Raw genomic sequence first — 14,803 nt, 5'->3', positions numbered from 1 at the left:
GGCGGCGCCCGATCTGTCGCATTCGCGTCAGGTCCGGGCGCCGTTTTCGTATCCAGCGTCCGGCACCCCAGAACAACTGCAGGAGTCCGAAAGTGGCACAGACCGATACCGCGCCCCGCATCGAGGCACTGCTGGCCGAGCACGCCGATCTCGAGCGGCAGCTGGGGGACCCGAACCTGCACGCTGACGCCGGCGCCGCCCGCAAGGTCGGCCGCCGCTTCGCGCAGGTGTCGCCGATCGTCGTCACCTACCGCAAGCTCGAGGCCGCCCAGGGCGACCTCGAAGCCGCCCGTGAGCTGGCCGCCGAGGATGCCGCATTCGCCGCGGAGGTGCCCGAGCTGGAGGCCCGCGTCGCCGAGCTCGACGCCAAGCTGACCGACCTGCTGGCCCCGCGCGATCCGCACGACGCCGACGACGTCGTCCTCGAGGTGAAATCCGGTGAGGGTGGCGAAGAGTCGGCGCTGTTCGCGTCCGACCTCGCGCGCATGTACATCCGCTACGCCGAGCGCCACGGCTGGACCGTCACCGTGCTCGACGAAACCTGGTCGGATCTCGGCGGCTACAAGGACGCCACCATCACCATCGCCAGCAAGGGCGATTCCGCCGACGGCGTGTGGTCGCGCATGAAGTTCGAGGGCGGCGTGCACCGCGTGCAGCGCGTGCCCGTCACCGAGTCGCAGGGCCGCGTGCACACCTCGGCCGCCGGCGTCCTCGTCTACCCGGAGCCCGAAGACGTCGAGCAGGTGCAGATCGACGAATCGGATCTGCGGATCGACGTCTACCGGTCATCCGGCAAGGGTGGTCAGGGCGTCAACACCACCGACTCGGCGGTGCGTATCACGCACCTGCCCACCGGCATCGTCGTCACCTGCCAGAACGAGCGCTCGCAGCTGCAGAACAAGGCCCGCGCCATGGTGGTGCTCGCCGCCCGCCTGCAGGCGCTGGCCGAGGAGCAGGCGGCGTCCGACGCCTCCGCGGACCGCGCCAGCCAGATCCGGACCGTCGACCGCAGCGAGCGCATCCGGACCTACAACTTCCCCGAGAACCGGATCGCCGATCACCGCATCAACTTCAAGGCCCACAACCTCGACCAGGTGCTCGACGGCGACATGGACGCGCTGCTCGACGCCCTCGCGGCCGCCGACAAGCAGGCCCGGCTCGCGCAAGAGTGATCCGTCAGGCCATCACTGAGGCGGCCTCGCAGTTGGCCGCCGCGGGTATCGATTCCGCCCGGGTCGACGCCGAGTACCTCGCCGCCCACGCCGCTGGGGTAAACCGGGCCCGGGTGATGTTCACCGAGCCCGACCCGGCGTTCTATCCGCGTTTCCGCGACCTGGTGGAGCGGCGCGCGCAGCGAATTCCCTTGCAGCACTTGATTGGAACCGCGGCCTTCGGTCCGGTGGAAGTGCACGTCGGTCCCGGGGTGTTCATCCCGCGCCCGGAGACCGAGGCGCTGCTGGAGTGGGCCATGAACCAGCCGTTGCCGCCGCGCCCGGTGATCGTGGATCTGTGCACCGGCTCGGGTGCCCTCGCCCTCGCCCTGGCACACACCTGGCCGCAGGCGCACGTCGTGGCCGTCGAGAAGTCCCCGGATGCCCTGGTCTACACCCGGCGCAATTGCGAGGGCAGTGCCGTCGAGGTGCTCGAAGCCGACGTCACCGTTCCCAGCCTGCTGTCAGACAGGACCGGCACAGTGGACCTGCTGGTGTCCAACCCGCCGTACATCCCCGACGGCGCCGACCTCGACCCCGAAGTCATCGACCACGACCCGGCCACCGCCCTGTTCGGAGGGCCCGACGGCATGTCCGTCATCGTGCCGATCATCGCGCTGGCGGCCCGGTTACTGCGTCCGGGCGGCAAGGTGGGCATCGAACACGACGACACCACAGCCGATCAGGTGGTGGCCGCATTGGACCGCGACGGTACGTTCGGTGACATCACCGCTCGGCGCGATCTGACCGGGCGGCCCCGGTTCGTCACCGCGACCCGACGGTAAAACGGGTCATGGCAGCCGACGAAACGCTTGCGTGAGGAGTGATGGATGGAGACGTTCGACTGCGGTGATGCGGAGAAGCGCGCCACCGGGATCGCCTCGGCTATCAGTGCGCTCAAGGGCGGCCGTCTGGTCGTGCTGCCCACCGACACCGTCTACGGCCTGGGTGCCGACGCCTTCAACAGCGAGGCCGTCGCGGCACTGCTCGCCGCGAAGGGGAGGGGCCGCAACATGCCGGTCCCGGTCCTCGTCGGGTCCTGGCGCACCATCGACGGGCTCGTCTACGCCGTGCCCCCGGCCGCGCGGGACCTCATCGAGGCGTTCTGGCCCGGCGCGTTGAGCCTGGTCGTGCGCCAGGCCCCGTCGCTGTCGTGGGACCTCGGTGACACCAACGGCAGCGTGATGCTGCGCATGCCGCTGCACCCGGTGGCGATCGAGCTGCTGCGTGAGGTCGGTCCCATGGCCGTGTCCAGCGCCAACATCTCGGGGCAGCCGCCCGCGGTCAACGCCGACGAGGCGCGGGCGCAGCTCGGCGACAAGGTCGAGGTGTACCTGGACGCCGGGCCGGCGACCAAGCAGGCCGCGTCCACGATCGTCGACCTGACCGGCGCGACGCCGCGCGTGCTGCGGGAAGGGCCGATCGCCGTCGCGCAGATCGCCGAAGTGCTCGGCGTCGAACCGGAGTCCCTGACCGGCGAGGTGTCGTGACCGTAGTTGCCGACGCAGGCCGGCTGCTCGCGCAGATCGATCGCGGCACCGGGGTTCCGCTCCGCGAGCTGGTGCTGGTCGGTCTGACCGCGGCGATCATCACCTACTTCGCCACGGGCTGGGTGCGGGCGCTGGCGTTCCGTTTCGGCGCCGTCGCCTACCCGCGCGAACGCGACGTCCACGTCCAGCCGGTCCCGCGGATGGGCGGGCTGGCCATGTACGTCGGCGTGGCTGCCGCGGTCCTGCTGGCGTCCCAATTGCCCGCGCTGACACGAGGTTTCGTCTATTCGTCCGGTATGCCGGCGGTGGTGGTGGCCGGCGGCCTGATCATGCTCATCGGCCTGATCGACGACCGCTGGGGCCTGGACGCCCTGACCAAGTTCGCCGGCCAGATCACCGCGGCCAGCGTCCTGGTTACCATGGGCGTCGCGTGGAGTGTGCTGTACATCCCGATCGGCGGCGTCGGCACCATCGTGCTGGACCAGGCGTCCTCGATCCTGCTGACCCTGGCGCTGACGGTCTCGATCGTCAACGCGATGAACTTCGTCGACGGCCTCGACGGCCTGGCCGCCGGGCTGGGGCTCATCACCGCGTCGGCCATCTGCATCTTCTCGGTCGGACTGCTGCGCGACCATGGTGGTGACGTGCTGTTCTACCCGCCCGCCGTCATCTCGGTGGTGCTCGCCGGCGCGTGCCTGGGTTTCCTGCCGCACAATTTCCATCCGGCCCGCATCTTCATGGGGGACTCCGGGTCCATGCTCATCGGTCTGATGCTGGCCGCCGCATCGACCACCGCCGCCGGCCCCATCTCGCAGAACGCCTACGGCGCGCGCGACGTATTTGCTTTGCTGTCGCCGTTCCTGTTGGTCGTTGCGGTGATGTTCGTGCCGGCCCTCGACATGCTCCTGGCCATCGTGCGCCGCACCCGTGCCGGACTCAGCCCCTTCAGCCCCGACAAGATGCATCTGCATCACCGGCTGCTGCAGATCGGTCACTCGCACCGACGCGTCGTGCTGTTGATCTACCTATGGGTGGGCATCGTGGCCCTCGGGGCGGCCAGCACCATTTTCTTCGACCCCCGGTACACGGGTGCGGTGATGCTCGGAGCCATCTTCCTGGCCGCGATCTTCACCCTGATCCCGCTCCTGCGGCGGCGCGATGACCTGCCAGAAGGCGAGTACGACAAAAAGTAGTAGGTGCCCGTTTTTGGGTGCTCACCATGTGGTACGGTTCTGGCAGAACCCGAAAAACCTCGCGGGTTGCCGGCCCGGCCCATCGGTTCACACAAGCCGATCGGCGCCGAATGACGACCGACAAAGGGAGCTTCCCCTTGGGTGATTCCAGTGTGCCCGACGCGCTCGATGTGACCTTCGATACGCTCTGTGGGCACGCACACAGGATTGCCAGGTATATGGGGACGGCACTCGTGACCGCGGGATTGAGGTGAACACCATGACGACACCAGCGCAGGACGCGCCTCTGGTGTTGCCGGCAGTGGCTTTTCAGCCCGTTCGTTTGTTTGCTATCTCGCTCCTCGTAACGGCTGTCGCGCTCGGCGGCGGCTACGCAGTGAGTGGCAATTTCAAGTTCGGCGCCTTCTTCGGCCTGGGGATGGCGCTCGGTCTCACCAACGCACTGCTGGTCCGTCGCGCGGTCGCCAAGGTCACCGCCAAGGACCACCCGCTGAAGATGCAGATGGCCGCCAACTCCGCGATGCGGCTGGTGCTCATCTCGGTGATCGCCCTGCTGATCACGTGGCTCTTCAAGCCGGCCGGTATCGGCGTGCTGTTCGGAGTGGCGCTGTTCCAGGCGATTCTTGTCATGAGCACCGCATTGCCGGTGATGAAGAAGGTCCGAGCCGGCCAACGTAACGGTGGCGGCGTCGACCAACCAGAAGCACACGACGGATCAGAAGCAAAGGACTGACGACCCAAGTGATTCAACAATTCACCGCCGAGGCCGCCATCGAGGTCGGCCACCACGAGCAGCACGAGCTGTGGGGCTACACCTTCAACGTCGACACGATCATCGCCACCAGCGTGGCCGCGGTCATCGTCATCGCGCTGGCGTTCTTCGTGAAGGCGAAGGTGACCTCGACCGGGGTGCCCGGCGGTGTGCAGCTGTTCTTCGAGGCCATCACCATCCAGATGCGTCAGCAGATCGAGACCGCGATCGGTATGAAGATCGCGCCGTTCGTGCTGCCGCTGGCCGTCACGATCTTCACCTTCATCCTGATCTCCAACTGGCTGTCGGTCCTGCCGGTGCAGTTCGGTGGGGAAGACGGTGGCGCCAAGGAACTGCTGGCCCCGCCGGCCTCGGACATCAACTACGTGCTGGCGCTCGCGCTGTTCGTGTTCCTCTGCTACCACGCGGCGGGCATCTGGCGCCGCGGCGTCTTCGGCCACTTCAAGAAGCTGCTGAAGGGCCACGTCGCGGTCCTGGCGCCGATCAACATCGTCGAGGAGATCGCCAAGCCGGTCTCGCTGTCTCTGCGACTCTTCGGCAACATGTTCGCCGGCGGCATCCTGGTCGCGCTGATCGCGATGTTCCCGTGGTACGTGCAGTGGGCGCCGAACGCGATCTGGAAGACCTTCGACCTGTTCGTCGGCCTGATCCAGGCGTTCATCTTCGCGCTGCTGACGATCCTGTACTTCAGCCAGTCGATGGAACTCGACGAGCACCACTGAGTACCCGCAAGACCTGTAGGAACCACAAATAAGACCCTGGTAGCGCAGCTACCAGTTACCAAGGAGGAAAAAGAGAATGGCCGACGCAGCAACGAACGCCACTATCATCCAGGGCGCCCTCATCGGCGGTGGCTTGATCATGGCCGGTGGCGCCATCGGCGCCGGTATCGGTGACGGTATCGCCGGTAACGCGCTGATCTCGGGCATCGCCCGTCAGCCGGAGGCCCAGGGCCGCCTGTTCACCCCGTTCTTCATCACCGTCGGTCTGGTGGAAGCCGCGTACTTCATCAACCTGGCCTTCATGGCGCTCTTCGTGTTCGCCACCCCGGGCCTGTCGTAATCCGTCGACATGGGTGAATTGAGCGCAACCATCCTGGCCTCGGGCCAGGCAGCAGCGGAAGGCGGCGGGGGTCAGAACTTCCTGATTCCCAACGCGACCTTCTTCGTCGTGCTGATCATCTTCCTGATCGTGCTCGGCGTGATCGGCAAGTGGGTTGTGCCACCGATCAGCAAGGTCTTGGTCGAACGCGAGGAAATGCTGGCCAAGACCGCTGCTGACAACCGGAAGTCGGCTGAGCAGGTGGCCGCCGCAGAGGCGGACTACAACGCGGCGATGGCGGGTGCTCGTACGGAGGCTTCGGCCATCCGTGACGAGGCCCGCAACGAGGGCCGCAAGGTCGTCGACCAGGCGCGTGCAGCGGCGAGTGGTGAGGTGGCCGAAACCCTCAAGGGTGCCGACCAGGCACTGTCCGCACAGCGGCAGTCCACACAGACCGAACTGCAGTCGTCGGTCGACAACCTGTCCCAGACGCTGGCGAGCCGCATTCTCGGCGTGGAGCTGGCGGCCGACGTGAAATCAGGCGGGAGCCAGTAGATGGAAATCTTCATCGGGCAGCTGATCGGCTTTGCCGTCATCGTGGCCATCATCTGGAAGTACGTGGTACCTCCGGTGAAGGGCATGATGGCCAAGCAGCAGGAGGCCGTTCGCGTTGCGCTGGCCGAAAGTGCCGAAGCCGCACAGAAACTCGCGGACGCCGACAAGATGCACGCCAAGGCTCTTGCCGACGCGAAGGCCGAGTCGACCAAGGTGACCGACGAGGCCCGGCACGATTCGCAGCGCATCGTCGAGCAGCTCACCGAGCAGGCCGCAATCGACGCCGAGCGGATCAAGGCGCAGGGCGGCCAGCACGTCGAGCTGATGCGGCAGGGCGTTATCCGTGAGCTCCGTCAGGGGCTGGGCGCGGAGTCCGTCGCCAAGGCCGACGAGCTGGTGCGGCGCTACGTCGCCGAGCCCACCGCGCAGGCCGGCACCGTCGACCGCTTCCTGGACGATCTCGAGCAGATGGCGCCGTCCTCGGCCGAGGTCGGTACCCACGCCGAGGTGAAGCTGCGGGCCGCGAGCCGGGAATCACTGACCGCGCTGGTCGAGAAGTTCGACGCCACGGCGGGTGGCCTGGATGCCGCCGCGCTGACCGCGCTGGCCGATGATCTGGCTGCCGTCGCCCGGCTGCTGCTGACCGAGGTCAACCTCGGCCGGCACCTGGCCGAGCCCGCCGACAACCCCGCCCCCAAGGTCGCTCTGCTGGACGCGGTGCTGTCCGGCAAGATCGGCGCCAACGCCCTGGAGCTGCTGCGTACCGCGGTGTCTTCGCGGTGGTCCGCGCAGTCCGACCTGGTCGACGCCGTCGAGCACGTCGCTCGCCTGGCACTGATCAAGCGGGCCGAGGTCAGCGGTGACGTCGCCGAGGTCGAGGACCAGCTGTTCCGCTTCAGCCGCGTGCTGGACGCGCAGCCGCGTCTGTCGACGCTGCTCGGTGAGTACGGCACGCCGATCGACGGTCGAGTTGCCTTGCTGGACAAGGTCCTCCCCGGTGCCAACGGCTCGGTCAACAGCACCGTCAAGGCGCTGCTGACGCAGACCGTGAGCCTGCTGCGCGGCGAACGTGCCGACCAGGCTGTCCTCGATCTGGCCGAGCTGGCAGTCGCCCGCCGCGGTGAGGTCGTTGCCCATGTGGAAGCCGCCGCCGCGCTGTCCGACGCCCAGCGGACCCGACTCACGTCGGTTCTGACCCGCATCTACGGCCACCCGGTGTCCGTCCAGTTGCATGTCGATCCGAGCCTCCTCGGTGGTCTGACCATCACCGTCGGCGACGAGGTGATCGACGGATCCATCTCGTCACGACTGGCTGCCGCCTCCAACCGGCTGCCCGACTAACTCCGAAACACCCAAGACTAGGAAGACCAAAAACCATGGCAGAGTTGACAATCTCGGCTGCTGATATCGAAGGTGCCATCGAGAACTACGTAACGACGTTCTCGGCCTCGACCGATCGTGAAGAGATCGGCACTGTCGTCGACGCCGGTGACGGCATCGCACACGTCGAGGGTCTGCCCTCGGTCATGACCCAGGAGCTCCTCGAGTTCCCCGGCGGTGTTCTGGGCGTGGCCCTGAACCTCGACGAGCACAGCGTCGGTGCGGTCATCTTGGGTGAGTTCGAGAAGATCGAAGAGGGCCAGCAGGTCAAGCGCACCGGCGAGGTGCTCTCGGTGCCGGTCGGCGACGAGTTCCTGGGCCGCGTCATCAACCCGCTGGGTGAGCCCATCGACGGCCAGGGCGAGATCAAGGCCGAGACCCGTCGTGCCCTCGAGCTGCAGGCCCCGACCGTGGTCCAGCGCCAGAGCGTCAGCGAGCCGCTGCAGACCGGTATCAAGGCCATCGACGCCATGACCCCGATCGGTCGTGGCCAGCGTCAGCTGATCATCGGTGACCGCAAGACCGGCAAGACCGCCGTCTGCGTCGACACCATCCTGAACCAGCGCGAGGCCTGGGAGACCGGCGACCCGAAGCAGCAGGTGCGCTGCGTCTACGTCGCCATCGGCCAGAAGGGCACCACCATCGCCAGCGTGAAGCGCGCGCTGGAAGAGGGTGGCGCCATGGAGTACACGACCATCGTCGCGGCTCCCGCGTCCGATCCCGCCGGCTTCAAGTGGCTGGCCCCGTACACCGGCTCGGCCATCGGTCAGCACTGGATGTACAACGGCAAGCACGTCCTGATCGTGTTCGACGACCTGTCCAAGCAGGCCGACGCCTACCGCGCCATCTCGCTGCTGCTGCGTCGCCCGCCGGGCCGCGAGGCGTTCCCGGGTGACGTCTTCTACCTGCACTCGCGTCTGCTGGAGCGTTGCGCGAAGCTGTCCGACGAGCTCGGTGGCGGTTCGATGACGGGTCTGCCGGTCATCGAGACCAAGGCCAACGACATCTCGGCGTTCATCCCGACCAACGTCATCTCGATCACCGACGGCCAGTGCTTCCTGGAGTCCGACCTGTTCAACCAGGGTGTCCGCCCGGCCGTGAACGTCGGTGTCTCGGTGTCCCGCGTCGGTGGTGCGGCTCAGATCAAGGCGATGAAGGAAGTTGCCGGTTCGCTGCGTCTGGACCTGTCGCAGTACCGCGAGCTGGAGGCCTTCGCGGCCTTCGCCTCGGACCTGGACGCCGCTTCGAAGGCTCAGCTGGACCGCGGTGTGCGCCTGGTCGAGCTGCTGAAGCAGCCGCAGTACAGCCCGCTGGCCGTCGAGGACCAGGTCATCGAGATCTTCCTCGGTACCCAGGGCCACCTGGATTCGGTTCCGGCCGAGGACGTTTCGCGCTTCTCGTCCGAACTGCTGGAGCACGTGAAGGCCAGCCACGCCGACATCCTCACCGGGATCAAGGAGACCAAGAAGCTCTCCGAGGAGAACGAGGAGAAGCTGGTCTCGGTCATCAACGAGTTCAAGAAGGGCTTCGCCGCCACCGACGGTAGCTCGGTCGTCGTGAAGGAAGCCGAGGCCGAGGCCCTGGATCCTGCTGAGCTCGGCCAGGAGTCGGTCAAGGTCAACAAGCCGGCACCGAAGAAGGCCTAGGTAACCAATGGCAGCCACACTGCGCGAGCTACGCGGACGTATCAAATCCGCCTCGTCGATCAAGAAGATCACGAAGGCGCAGGAGCTGATCGCCACGTCGCGGATCGCCAAGGCGCAGGCCCGGGTTGATGCAGCCCGGCCCTACGCCACCGAGATCACCAACATGCTCACCGAGCTTGCGGGGGCCAGCGCGCTGGACCACCCGCTGCTCGTGGAGCGGGAGAACCCGCGCCGTGCCGGCGTCCTGGTGGTGTCGTCGGACCGCGGCCTGTGCGGCGGTTACAACGCCAACGTGCTGCGTCGGGCCGAGGAACTGTTCACGTTGCTGCGCAACGAGGGCAAGGAGCCGGTGCTGTACGTCGTGGGCCGAAAGGCCTTGGGCTACTACAGCTTCCGTCAGCGCGCCGTCGCCGAGTCCTGGACCGGCTTCTCGGAGCGTCCGGAGTACGCCAATGCCAAGGAGATCGCCGACACCCTGGTGACGGCGTTCATGGCGGGTGCCGACGACGAGGGTGACGAACCGGGTGCCGACGGCATCTTGGGCGTCGACGAACTGCACATCGTGTCGACCGAGTTCAAGTCGATGCTGTCGCAGACCGCCGAGGCCGTGCGGATCGCACCGCTGGCCGTCGAGTACACGGGGGAGCCGACCGAGGTCCACACCCTGTACTCGTTCGAGCCGAGTGCGGACGTGCTGTTCGACGCGTTGCTCCCTCGCTACATTGCGACCCGTGTCTACGCGGCACTGCTTGAGGCCGCGGCCTCGGAGTCGGCTTCGCGTCGACGCGCCATGAAGTCGGCAACGGACAACGCCGACGACCTGATCAAGGCCCTGACCCTCGCCGCGAACCGCGAGCGCCAGGCCCAGATCACCCAGGAAATCAGCGAAATCGTCGGTGGCGCCAACGCGCTGGCCGACGCGAAATAGGCCCCGTAGGAAGCGAAGAGAGATATGACTTCTGCCGTAGAGACCAAGACCACTGGTCGCGTGGTTCGCATCACCGGCCCGGTGGTGGACATCGAATTCCCGCGTGGCTCTGTGCCCGAGCTGTTCAACGCTCTGCACGCCGACATCACCTTCGGTGCGCTGGCCAAGACCCTGACGCTCGAGGTTGCCCAGCACCTCGGTGACAACCTGGTGCGCTGCATCTCGATGCAGCCGACCGACGGCCTGGTGCGTGGCACCGACGTTCGCGACACCGGCGCCTCCATCTCGGTGCCCGTCGGCGACGGCGTCAAGGGCCACGTGTTCAACGCCCTGGGTGACTGCCTCGACGAGCCGGGTTACGGCAAGGAGTTCGAGCACTGGTCCATCCACCGCAAGCCGCCGGCCTTCGCCGACCTGGAACCCCGCACCGAGATGCTGGAGACCGGTCTGAAGGTCGTCGACCTGCTGACCCCGTACGTGCGCGGTGGCAAGATCGCCCTGTTCGGTGGTGCCGGTGTCGGTAAGACGGTTCTGATCCAGGAGATGATCAACCGTATTGCCCGCAACTTCGGTGGTACCTCGGTGTTCGCCGGCGTCGGTGAGCGCACCCGTGAGGGCAACGACCTGTGGGTCGAGCTCGCGGACGCCAACGTGCTCAAGGACACCGCGCTTGTGTTCGGCCAGATGGACGAGCCGCCAGGCACCCGTATGCGCGTCGCCCTGTCGGCCCTGACCATGGCCGAGTACTTCCGCGACGAGCAGAACCAGGACGTGCTGCTCTTCATCGACAACATCTTCCGGTTCACCCAGGCCGGTTCCGAGGTCTCGACCCTGCTGGGTCGTATGCCTTCGGCCGTGGGTTACCAGCCGACGCTGGCCGACGAGATGGGTGAGCTCCAGGAGCGCATCACCTCGACCCGTGGTCGTTCGATCACCTCGATGCAGGCCGTGTACGTGCCCGCCGACGACTACACCGACCCGGCCCCGGCCACCACGTTCGCCCACCTGGACGCCACCACCGAGCTCTCTCGTGCGGTGTTCTCCAAGGGCATCTTCCCGGCCGTGGACCCGCTGGCGTCGTCCTCGACGATCCTGCACCCCAGCATCGTCGGCGACGAGCACTACCGGGTTGCTCAGGAAGTCATCCGAATCCTGCAGCGCTACAAGGACCTTCAGGACATCATCGCCATCCTCGGTATCGACGAACTGTCGGAAGAGGACAAGGTGCTGGTGTACCGCGCCCGTAAGATCGAGCGCTTCCTGAGCCAGAACATGATGGCCGCCGAGCAGTTCACCGGCCAGCCGGGTTCGACGGTGCCGCTGAAGGAGACCATCGAGGCGTTCGACCGTCTCGCCAAGGGCGACTTCGACCACCTGCCGGAGCAGGCGTTCTTCCTCATCGGTGGTCTCGACGACCTGGCGAAGAAGGCCGAAAGCCTCGGCGCCAAGCTGTGATGACCACAGTTCTTCGAGCACGAAAGGTGGTGTGACATGGCCGAAATGGACGTCGAGATCGTCGCCGTCGAGCGCGCGCTGTGGACAGGTAAGGCCACGTTCGTCTTCACTCGCACCACCGCCGGCGAGATCGGCATCCTGCCCCGGCACATCCCGTTGGTCGGCCAGCTGGTCGACGACGCGATGGTCCGGGTCGAGCGCGAGGGCGAGGATGATCTGCGGATCGCCGTGTCCGGTGGGTTCCTCTCGGTAACCGAGGAGACCGTGCGGATTCTGGTTGAAGATGCGGCGCTGGAGTCGGAGATCGATGCGCATGCGGCCAAGGCCGATGCCGCGTCCGACGACGAAGCGACCGCTGCGTGGGGCCGGGCGCGTCTGCGCGCCGTAGGCCAGCTCGACTGATACCCCGATGAGCGCGTCCATGTTGATGATGGTCGCGCTCGTCGGCGTGTTGGTGCTGGCTGTAGCCGCACTGAGTTATCGCTTGTGGAAGTTGCGTCAGGTTGGCGGCACCGCCGCCATCCTGCGCGACTACCCGGCAGCCGGCGGCCACGGGTGGCGGCATGGAGTCATGCGCTACCGCGGTGGTGAGGCCGGCTTTTATCGTTTGTCGAGCCTGCGCTGGTGGCCGGACCGGACCCTGTCCCGTCGCGGCCTGGAAGTGGTCGGGCGTCGGGCCCCACGGGGCGACGAATTCGACATCATGACCATCGAAACGGTCATTCTCGAGCTGCGCGACAACAGTCCCGAACGGCGCAGCGGCTACGAAATCGCTTTGGACCGTGGAGCTTTGACGGCTTTCACGTCCTGGCTGGAGGCCCGGCCGTCGCCGCGGTCCCGCCGTCGCGCGGTCTGATCCCGCTTACTGCAGCCCGCCGCCGGGTTGCCACAGCACATCACCATCCGGGTTCGCGACCCGCGACAGGATGAACAGCAGATCCGACAGCCGATTCAGATATTTGGCCGGTAGCACGCTGACCGAATCGCCGTGTTCATCGATCGCCTGCCAGGCCGCCCGCTCGGCACGCCGGACCACGGTGCGTGCAACGTGCAGGTAGGCCGACAGGGGAGTGCCGCCGGGGAGGATGAACGACGTGAGCTTCGACAGTGGCTCGTTGAATTCGTCGCACCAGGTTTCCAGCCGGTCGATGTACGGCTGGGTGATCCGCAGCGGAGGGTATTCCGGATTCTCGACCACCGGTGTCGACAGGTCGGCGCCGGCGTCGAAGAGATCGTTCTGAATTTGCAGGAGTACCAAGCGGATTCGCTCGTCCGGTGCACCCGCGGCAATCGCGACGCCGATCGCGGCGTTGGCTTCGTCACAGTCCGCGTATGCCGCCAGGCGCGTGTCGTTCTTCGACACCCGGCTGAAATCACTGAGGCCCGTCGACCCATCGTCGCCGGTCCGGGTATAGATGCGGGTCAGGTGCACAGCCATGGTCAAACCGTACTCGCGGGGACCTGTTCGTTGTCTGACACCGGCCCTTGCCGCTGTTTACACTTAGCCGCGTGAGCGAGCGTTTCGTGGTGACCGGGGGTAGCCGGTTGTCCGGCGAAGTTGCCGTGGGGGGCGCGAAGAACAGCGTGCTCAAGCTGATGGCCGCGGCGTTGTTGGCCGAGGGCACGACCACGATCACCAACTGCCCGGACATCCTGGATGTGCCATTGATGGCGGAGGTGCTCCGCGGTCTCGGGGCGACCGTCGAGCTCGAAGGCGATGTTGCCCGCATCACATCACCTGACGAGCCCAAGTACGACGCGGACTTCGCCGCGGTCCGGCAGTTCCGCGCTTCGGTGTGTGTGCTCGGTCCGCTGGTGGGCCGCTGCAAGAAGGCGAAAGTCGCATTACCTGGTGGCGACGCGATCGGTTCGCGGCCGCTGGACATGCACCAATCGGGTCTGCGCCAGCTCGGAGCGCGATGCAACATCGAGCACGGTTGCGTGGTCGCTGAGGCGGATCACCTACGCGGTGCGGAGATCCAGCTCGAATTCCCGTCGGTGGGTGCGACCGAGAACATCCTGATGGCGGCGGTGCTCGCCGAGGGTGTGACGGTCATCCACAACGCGGCGCGCGAACCCGACATCGTCGATATCTGCGACATGTTGAACCAGATGGGTGCCAAGGTCAGTGGGGGAGGAACCTCGACGCTGACCATCACCGGAGTGGACAAGCTGCATCCGACCGAGCACCGGGTGATCGGTGACCGGATTGTGGCCGCGACCTGGGGGATTGCCGCGGCGATGACGCGCGGTGATGTCGCCGTGACGGGGGTGGACCCGCAACACCTGCAGCTGGTGCTGCACAAACTCCACGATGCCGGCGCGACCGTGACCCAGCACGACAACGGTTTCCGCGTCGTGCAGTACGAACGGCCGAAGGCCGTCAACGTCGCGACGCTGCCGTACCCGGGATTCCCGACCGACCTGCAACCGATGGCCATCGGTCTGGCGTGTATCGCCGAGGGCACCTCGATGATCACCGAGAACGTGTTCGAAGCCAGGTTCCGGTTCGTCGAGGAGATGATTCGCCTGGGCGCCGATGCCCGGACCGACGGACACCACGCGGTGGTACGCGGAATTCCGCAGTTGTCGAGTGCGCCGGTATGGGCGTCGGATATTCGCGCCGGCGCCGGCCTGGTGTTGGCGGGATTGGTCGCCGATGGCGACACCGAGGTTCACGACGTTTTCCACATCGATCGCGGGTACCCGTTGTTCGTGGAGAACCTCGTGAGTCTGGGCGCGGAGGTCGAACGGGTCAGTTGACGGCCATTGGCGTGTCGCATTGACCGTTCCGACGGACGCTGTGCGACGCGTTTCGGTCGAAAAACCGGCCATATGCAGGCGTTTTGTAAAATCAAGATCGGCCCGCTAATGTATTCCAAGTCAGCAGCGAGCGGGGCCGAAAAAGCCCAGAGCAAGAGCTTGACAGCCCGACCAAGAGATAGTAGGTTGGTGGGGTTGCCCGAAAACGGCGTGTTGTTTGAGAACTCAATAGTGTGTTTGGTGGTTTTTGTTTGTTGTTTTTTGACCATGCCTCGTGTTTTCCCGTTTGTGGGGTGTGGTTGTTTTTTTGATGCCAGTTTTTGGTGTCTTTTGTTTAGGTCAGATTGTTCTGAACTGTAAATTCTGCCT

At 66.1% G+C, this 14,803-nt stretch carries 16 protein-coding genes; 15 read left to right on the top strand and 1 reads right to left on the bottom strand.

Annotated elements, in window-relative coordinates:
• Positions 1-92 precede the first annotated feature (92 nt).
• The 14 genes from prfA (at position 93) to G6N46_RS11445 (ending at position 12,527) form a co-directional block, all read left to right on the top strand.
• Complete coding sequence (gene prfA / locus G6N46_RS11510; protein WP_138249510.1) at positions 93-1,172, top strand: peptide chain release factor 1; 1,080 nt, start codon at positions 93-95, stop codon at positions 1,170-1,172.
• A complete protein-coding gene (gene prmC, locus G6N46_RS11505; protein WP_163693141.1) occupies positions 1,172-1,996 on the top strand; it encodes a peptide chain release factor N(5)-glutamine methyltransferase in 825 nt (274 codons plus the stop codon). Before prfA ends, prmC begins: the two co-directional genes overlap by 1 nt.
• Positions 1,997-2,041: 45 nt before the next feature.
• The gene (locus tag G6N46_RS11500; protein ID WP_064857753.1) at positions 2,042-2,701 is read left to right on the top strand and encodes an L-threonylcarbamoyladenylate synthase; all 660 of its coding nucleotides are present in this window, start codon (positions 2,042-2,044) and stop codon (positions 2,699-2,701) included.
• A complete protein-coding gene (locus tag G6N46_RS11495; protein WP_060998857.1) occupies positions 2,698-3,894 on the top strand; it encodes a glycosyltransferase family 4 protein in 1,197 nt (398 codons plus the stop codon). The genes G6N46_RS11500 and G6N46_RS11495 overlap by 4 nt, the downstream gene beginning before the upstream one ends.
• 259 nt (positions 3,895-4,153) lie before the next feature.
• The gene (locus G6N46_RS11490) at positions 4,154-4,627 is read left to right on the top strand and encodes an ATP synthase subunit I (protein WP_234880679.1); all 474 of its coding nucleotides are present in this window, start codon (positions 4,154-4,156) and stop codon (positions 4,625-4,627) included.
• An 8-nt stretch (positions 4,628-4,635) separates the two neighbouring features.
• Positions 4,636-5,388 carry a F0F1 ATP synthase subunit A gene (atpB, locus tag G6N46_RS11485; protein ID WP_174814043.1) on the top strand — a complete coding sequence of 251 codons (753 nt, stop codon included), beginning with the start codon at positions 4,636-4,638 and terminating at the stop codon, positions 5,386-5,388.
• A gap of 76 nt (positions 5,389-5,464) precedes the next feature.
• A complete protein-coding gene (locus G6N46_RS11480; protein ID WP_020104130.1) occupies positions 5,465-5,728 on the top strand; it encodes a F0F1 ATP synthase subunit C in 264 nt (87 codons plus the stop codon).
• Positions 5,729-5,737: 9 nt separating this feature from the next.
• On the top strand, positions 5,738-6,262 hold the full coding sequence (locus tag G6N46_RS11475; protein ID WP_060998855.1) for a F0F1 ATP synthase subunit B: 525 nt from the start codon (positions 5,738-5,740) through the stop codon (positions 6,260-6,262).
• Entirely contained in the window at positions 6,263-7,603 is a 1,341-nt protein-coding gene (locus tag G6N46_RS11470) for a F0F1 ATP synthase subunit B/delta (protein ID WP_138249508.1), read from the top strand.
• 35 nt (positions 7,604-7,638) lie between these two features.
• Positions 7,639-9,288: a F0F1 ATP synthase subunit alpha gene (gene atpA, locus G6N46_RS11465; RefSeq protein WP_020104133.1), complete on the top strand. Its 1,650-nt coding sequence runs from the start codon at positions 7,639-7,641 to the stop codon at positions 9,286-9,288.
• 7 nt (positions 9,289-9,295) lie between these two features.
• Entirely contained in the window at positions 9,296-10,216 is a 921-nt protein-coding gene (locus G6N46_RS11460) for a F0F1 ATP synthase subunit gamma (RefSeq protein ID WP_135355155.1), read from the top strand.
• Between the two features lie 24 nt (positions 10,217-10,240).
• Complete coding sequence (gene atpD / locus G6N46_RS11455; protein ID WP_029105840.1) at positions 10,241-11,671, top strand: F0F1 ATP synthase subunit beta; 1,431 nt, start codon at positions 10,241-10,243, stop codon at positions 11,669-11,671.
• 36 nt (positions 11,672-11,707) lie between these two features.
• Positions 11,708-12,073: a F0F1 ATP synthase subunit epsilon gene (locus G6N46_RS11450; protein ID WP_064857757.1), complete on the top strand. Its 366-nt coding sequence runs from the start codon at positions 11,708-11,710 to the stop codon at positions 12,071-12,073.
• Between the two features lie 7 nt (positions 12,074-12,080).
• Positions 12,081-12,527 carry a DUF2550 domain-containing protein gene (locus G6N46_RS11445; protein ID WP_043397045.1) on the top strand — a complete coding sequence of 149 codons (447 nt, stop codon included), beginning with the start codon at positions 12,081-12,083 and terminating at the stop codon, positions 12,525-12,527.
• 6 nt (positions 12,528-12,533) lie between these two features.
• Here the strand turns inward: G6N46_RS11445 and G6N46_RS11440 are convergent, their stop codons facing one another.
• Complete coding sequence (locus G6N46_RS11440; RefSeq protein WP_138249507.1) at positions 12,534-13,109, bottom strand: cob(I)yrinic acid a,c-diamide adenosyltransferase; 576 nt, start codon at positions 13,107-13,109, stop codon at positions 12,534-12,536.
• Positions 13,110-13,180: 71 nt separating this feature from the next.
• Here G6N46_RS11440 and murA point away from each other — a divergent pair, with 71 nt between their 5' ends.
• Positions 13,181-14,434 (top strand): UDP-N-acetylglucosamine 1-carboxyvinyltransferase, encoded by a 1,254-nt coding sequence (murA, locus tag G6N46_RS11435; RefSeq protein ID WP_060998843.1) that lies wholly within the window; start codon positions 13,181-13,183, stop codon positions 14,432-14,434.
• The last annotated feature ends 369 nt before the right edge of the window (positions 14,435-14,803 follow it).

This window comes from Mycolicibacterium phocaicum (assembly GCF_010731115.1).
Classification (GTDB): domain Bacteria; phylum Actinomycetota; class Actinomycetes; order Mycobacteriales; family Mycobacteriaceae; genus Mycobacterium; species Mycobacterium phocaicum.
Note: the sequence above shows the minus strand (reverse complement) of the source record. Positions and strands in the feature narration are given on the sequence as shown.

What these genes read in the sequence shown, in the direction of transcription:
- G6N46_RS11500 (WP_064857753.1), top strand. Translation starts at nt 2,042, where the DNA reads ATGGAGACGTTCGACTGCGGTGATGCGGAGAAGCGCGCCACCGGGATC.
- G6N46_RS11490 (WP_234880679.1), top strand. Translation starts at nt 4,154, where the DNA reads ATGACGACACCAGCGCAGGACGCGCCTCTGGTGTTGCCGGCAGTGGCT.
- G6N46_RS11480 (WP_020104130.1), top strand. Translation starts at nt 5,465, where the DNA reads ATGGCCGACGCAGCAACGAACGCCACTATCATCCAGGGCGCCCTCATC.
- G6N46_RS11475 (WP_060998855.1), top strand. Translation starts at nt 5,738, where the DNA reads ATGGGTGAATTGAGCGCAACCATCCTGGCCTCGGGCCAGGCAGCAGCG.
- G6N46_RS11470 (WP_138249508.1), top strand. Translation starts at nt 6,263, where the DNA reads ATGGAAATCTTCATCGGGCAGCTGATCGGCTTTGCCGTCATCGTGGCC.
- atpA (WP_020104133.1), top strand. Translation starts at nt 7,639, where the DNA reads ATGGCAGAGTTGACAATCTCGGCTGCTGATATCGAAGGTGCCATCGAG.
- G6N46_RS11460 (WP_135355155.1), top strand. Translation starts at nt 9,296, where the DNA reads ATGGCAGCCACACTGCGCGAGCTACGCGGACGTATCAAATCCGCCTCG.
- atpD (WP_029105840.1), top strand. Translation starts at nt 10,241, where the DNA reads ATGACTTCTGCCGTAGAGACCAAGACCACTGGTCGCGTGGTTCGCATC.
- G6N46_RS11450 (WP_064857757.1), top strand. Translation starts at nt 11,708, where the DNA reads ATGGCCGAAATGGACGTCGAGATCGTCGCCGTCGAGCGCGCGCTGTGG.
- G6N46_RS11445 (WP_043397045.1), top strand. Translation starts at nt 12,081, where the DNA reads ATGAGCGCGTCCATGTTGATGATGGTCGCGCTCGTCGGCGTGTTGGTG.
- G6N46_RS11440 (WP_138249507.1), bottom strand. Translation starts at nt 13,109, where the DNA reads ATGGCTGTGCACCTGACCCGCATCTATACCCGGACCGGCGACGATGGG.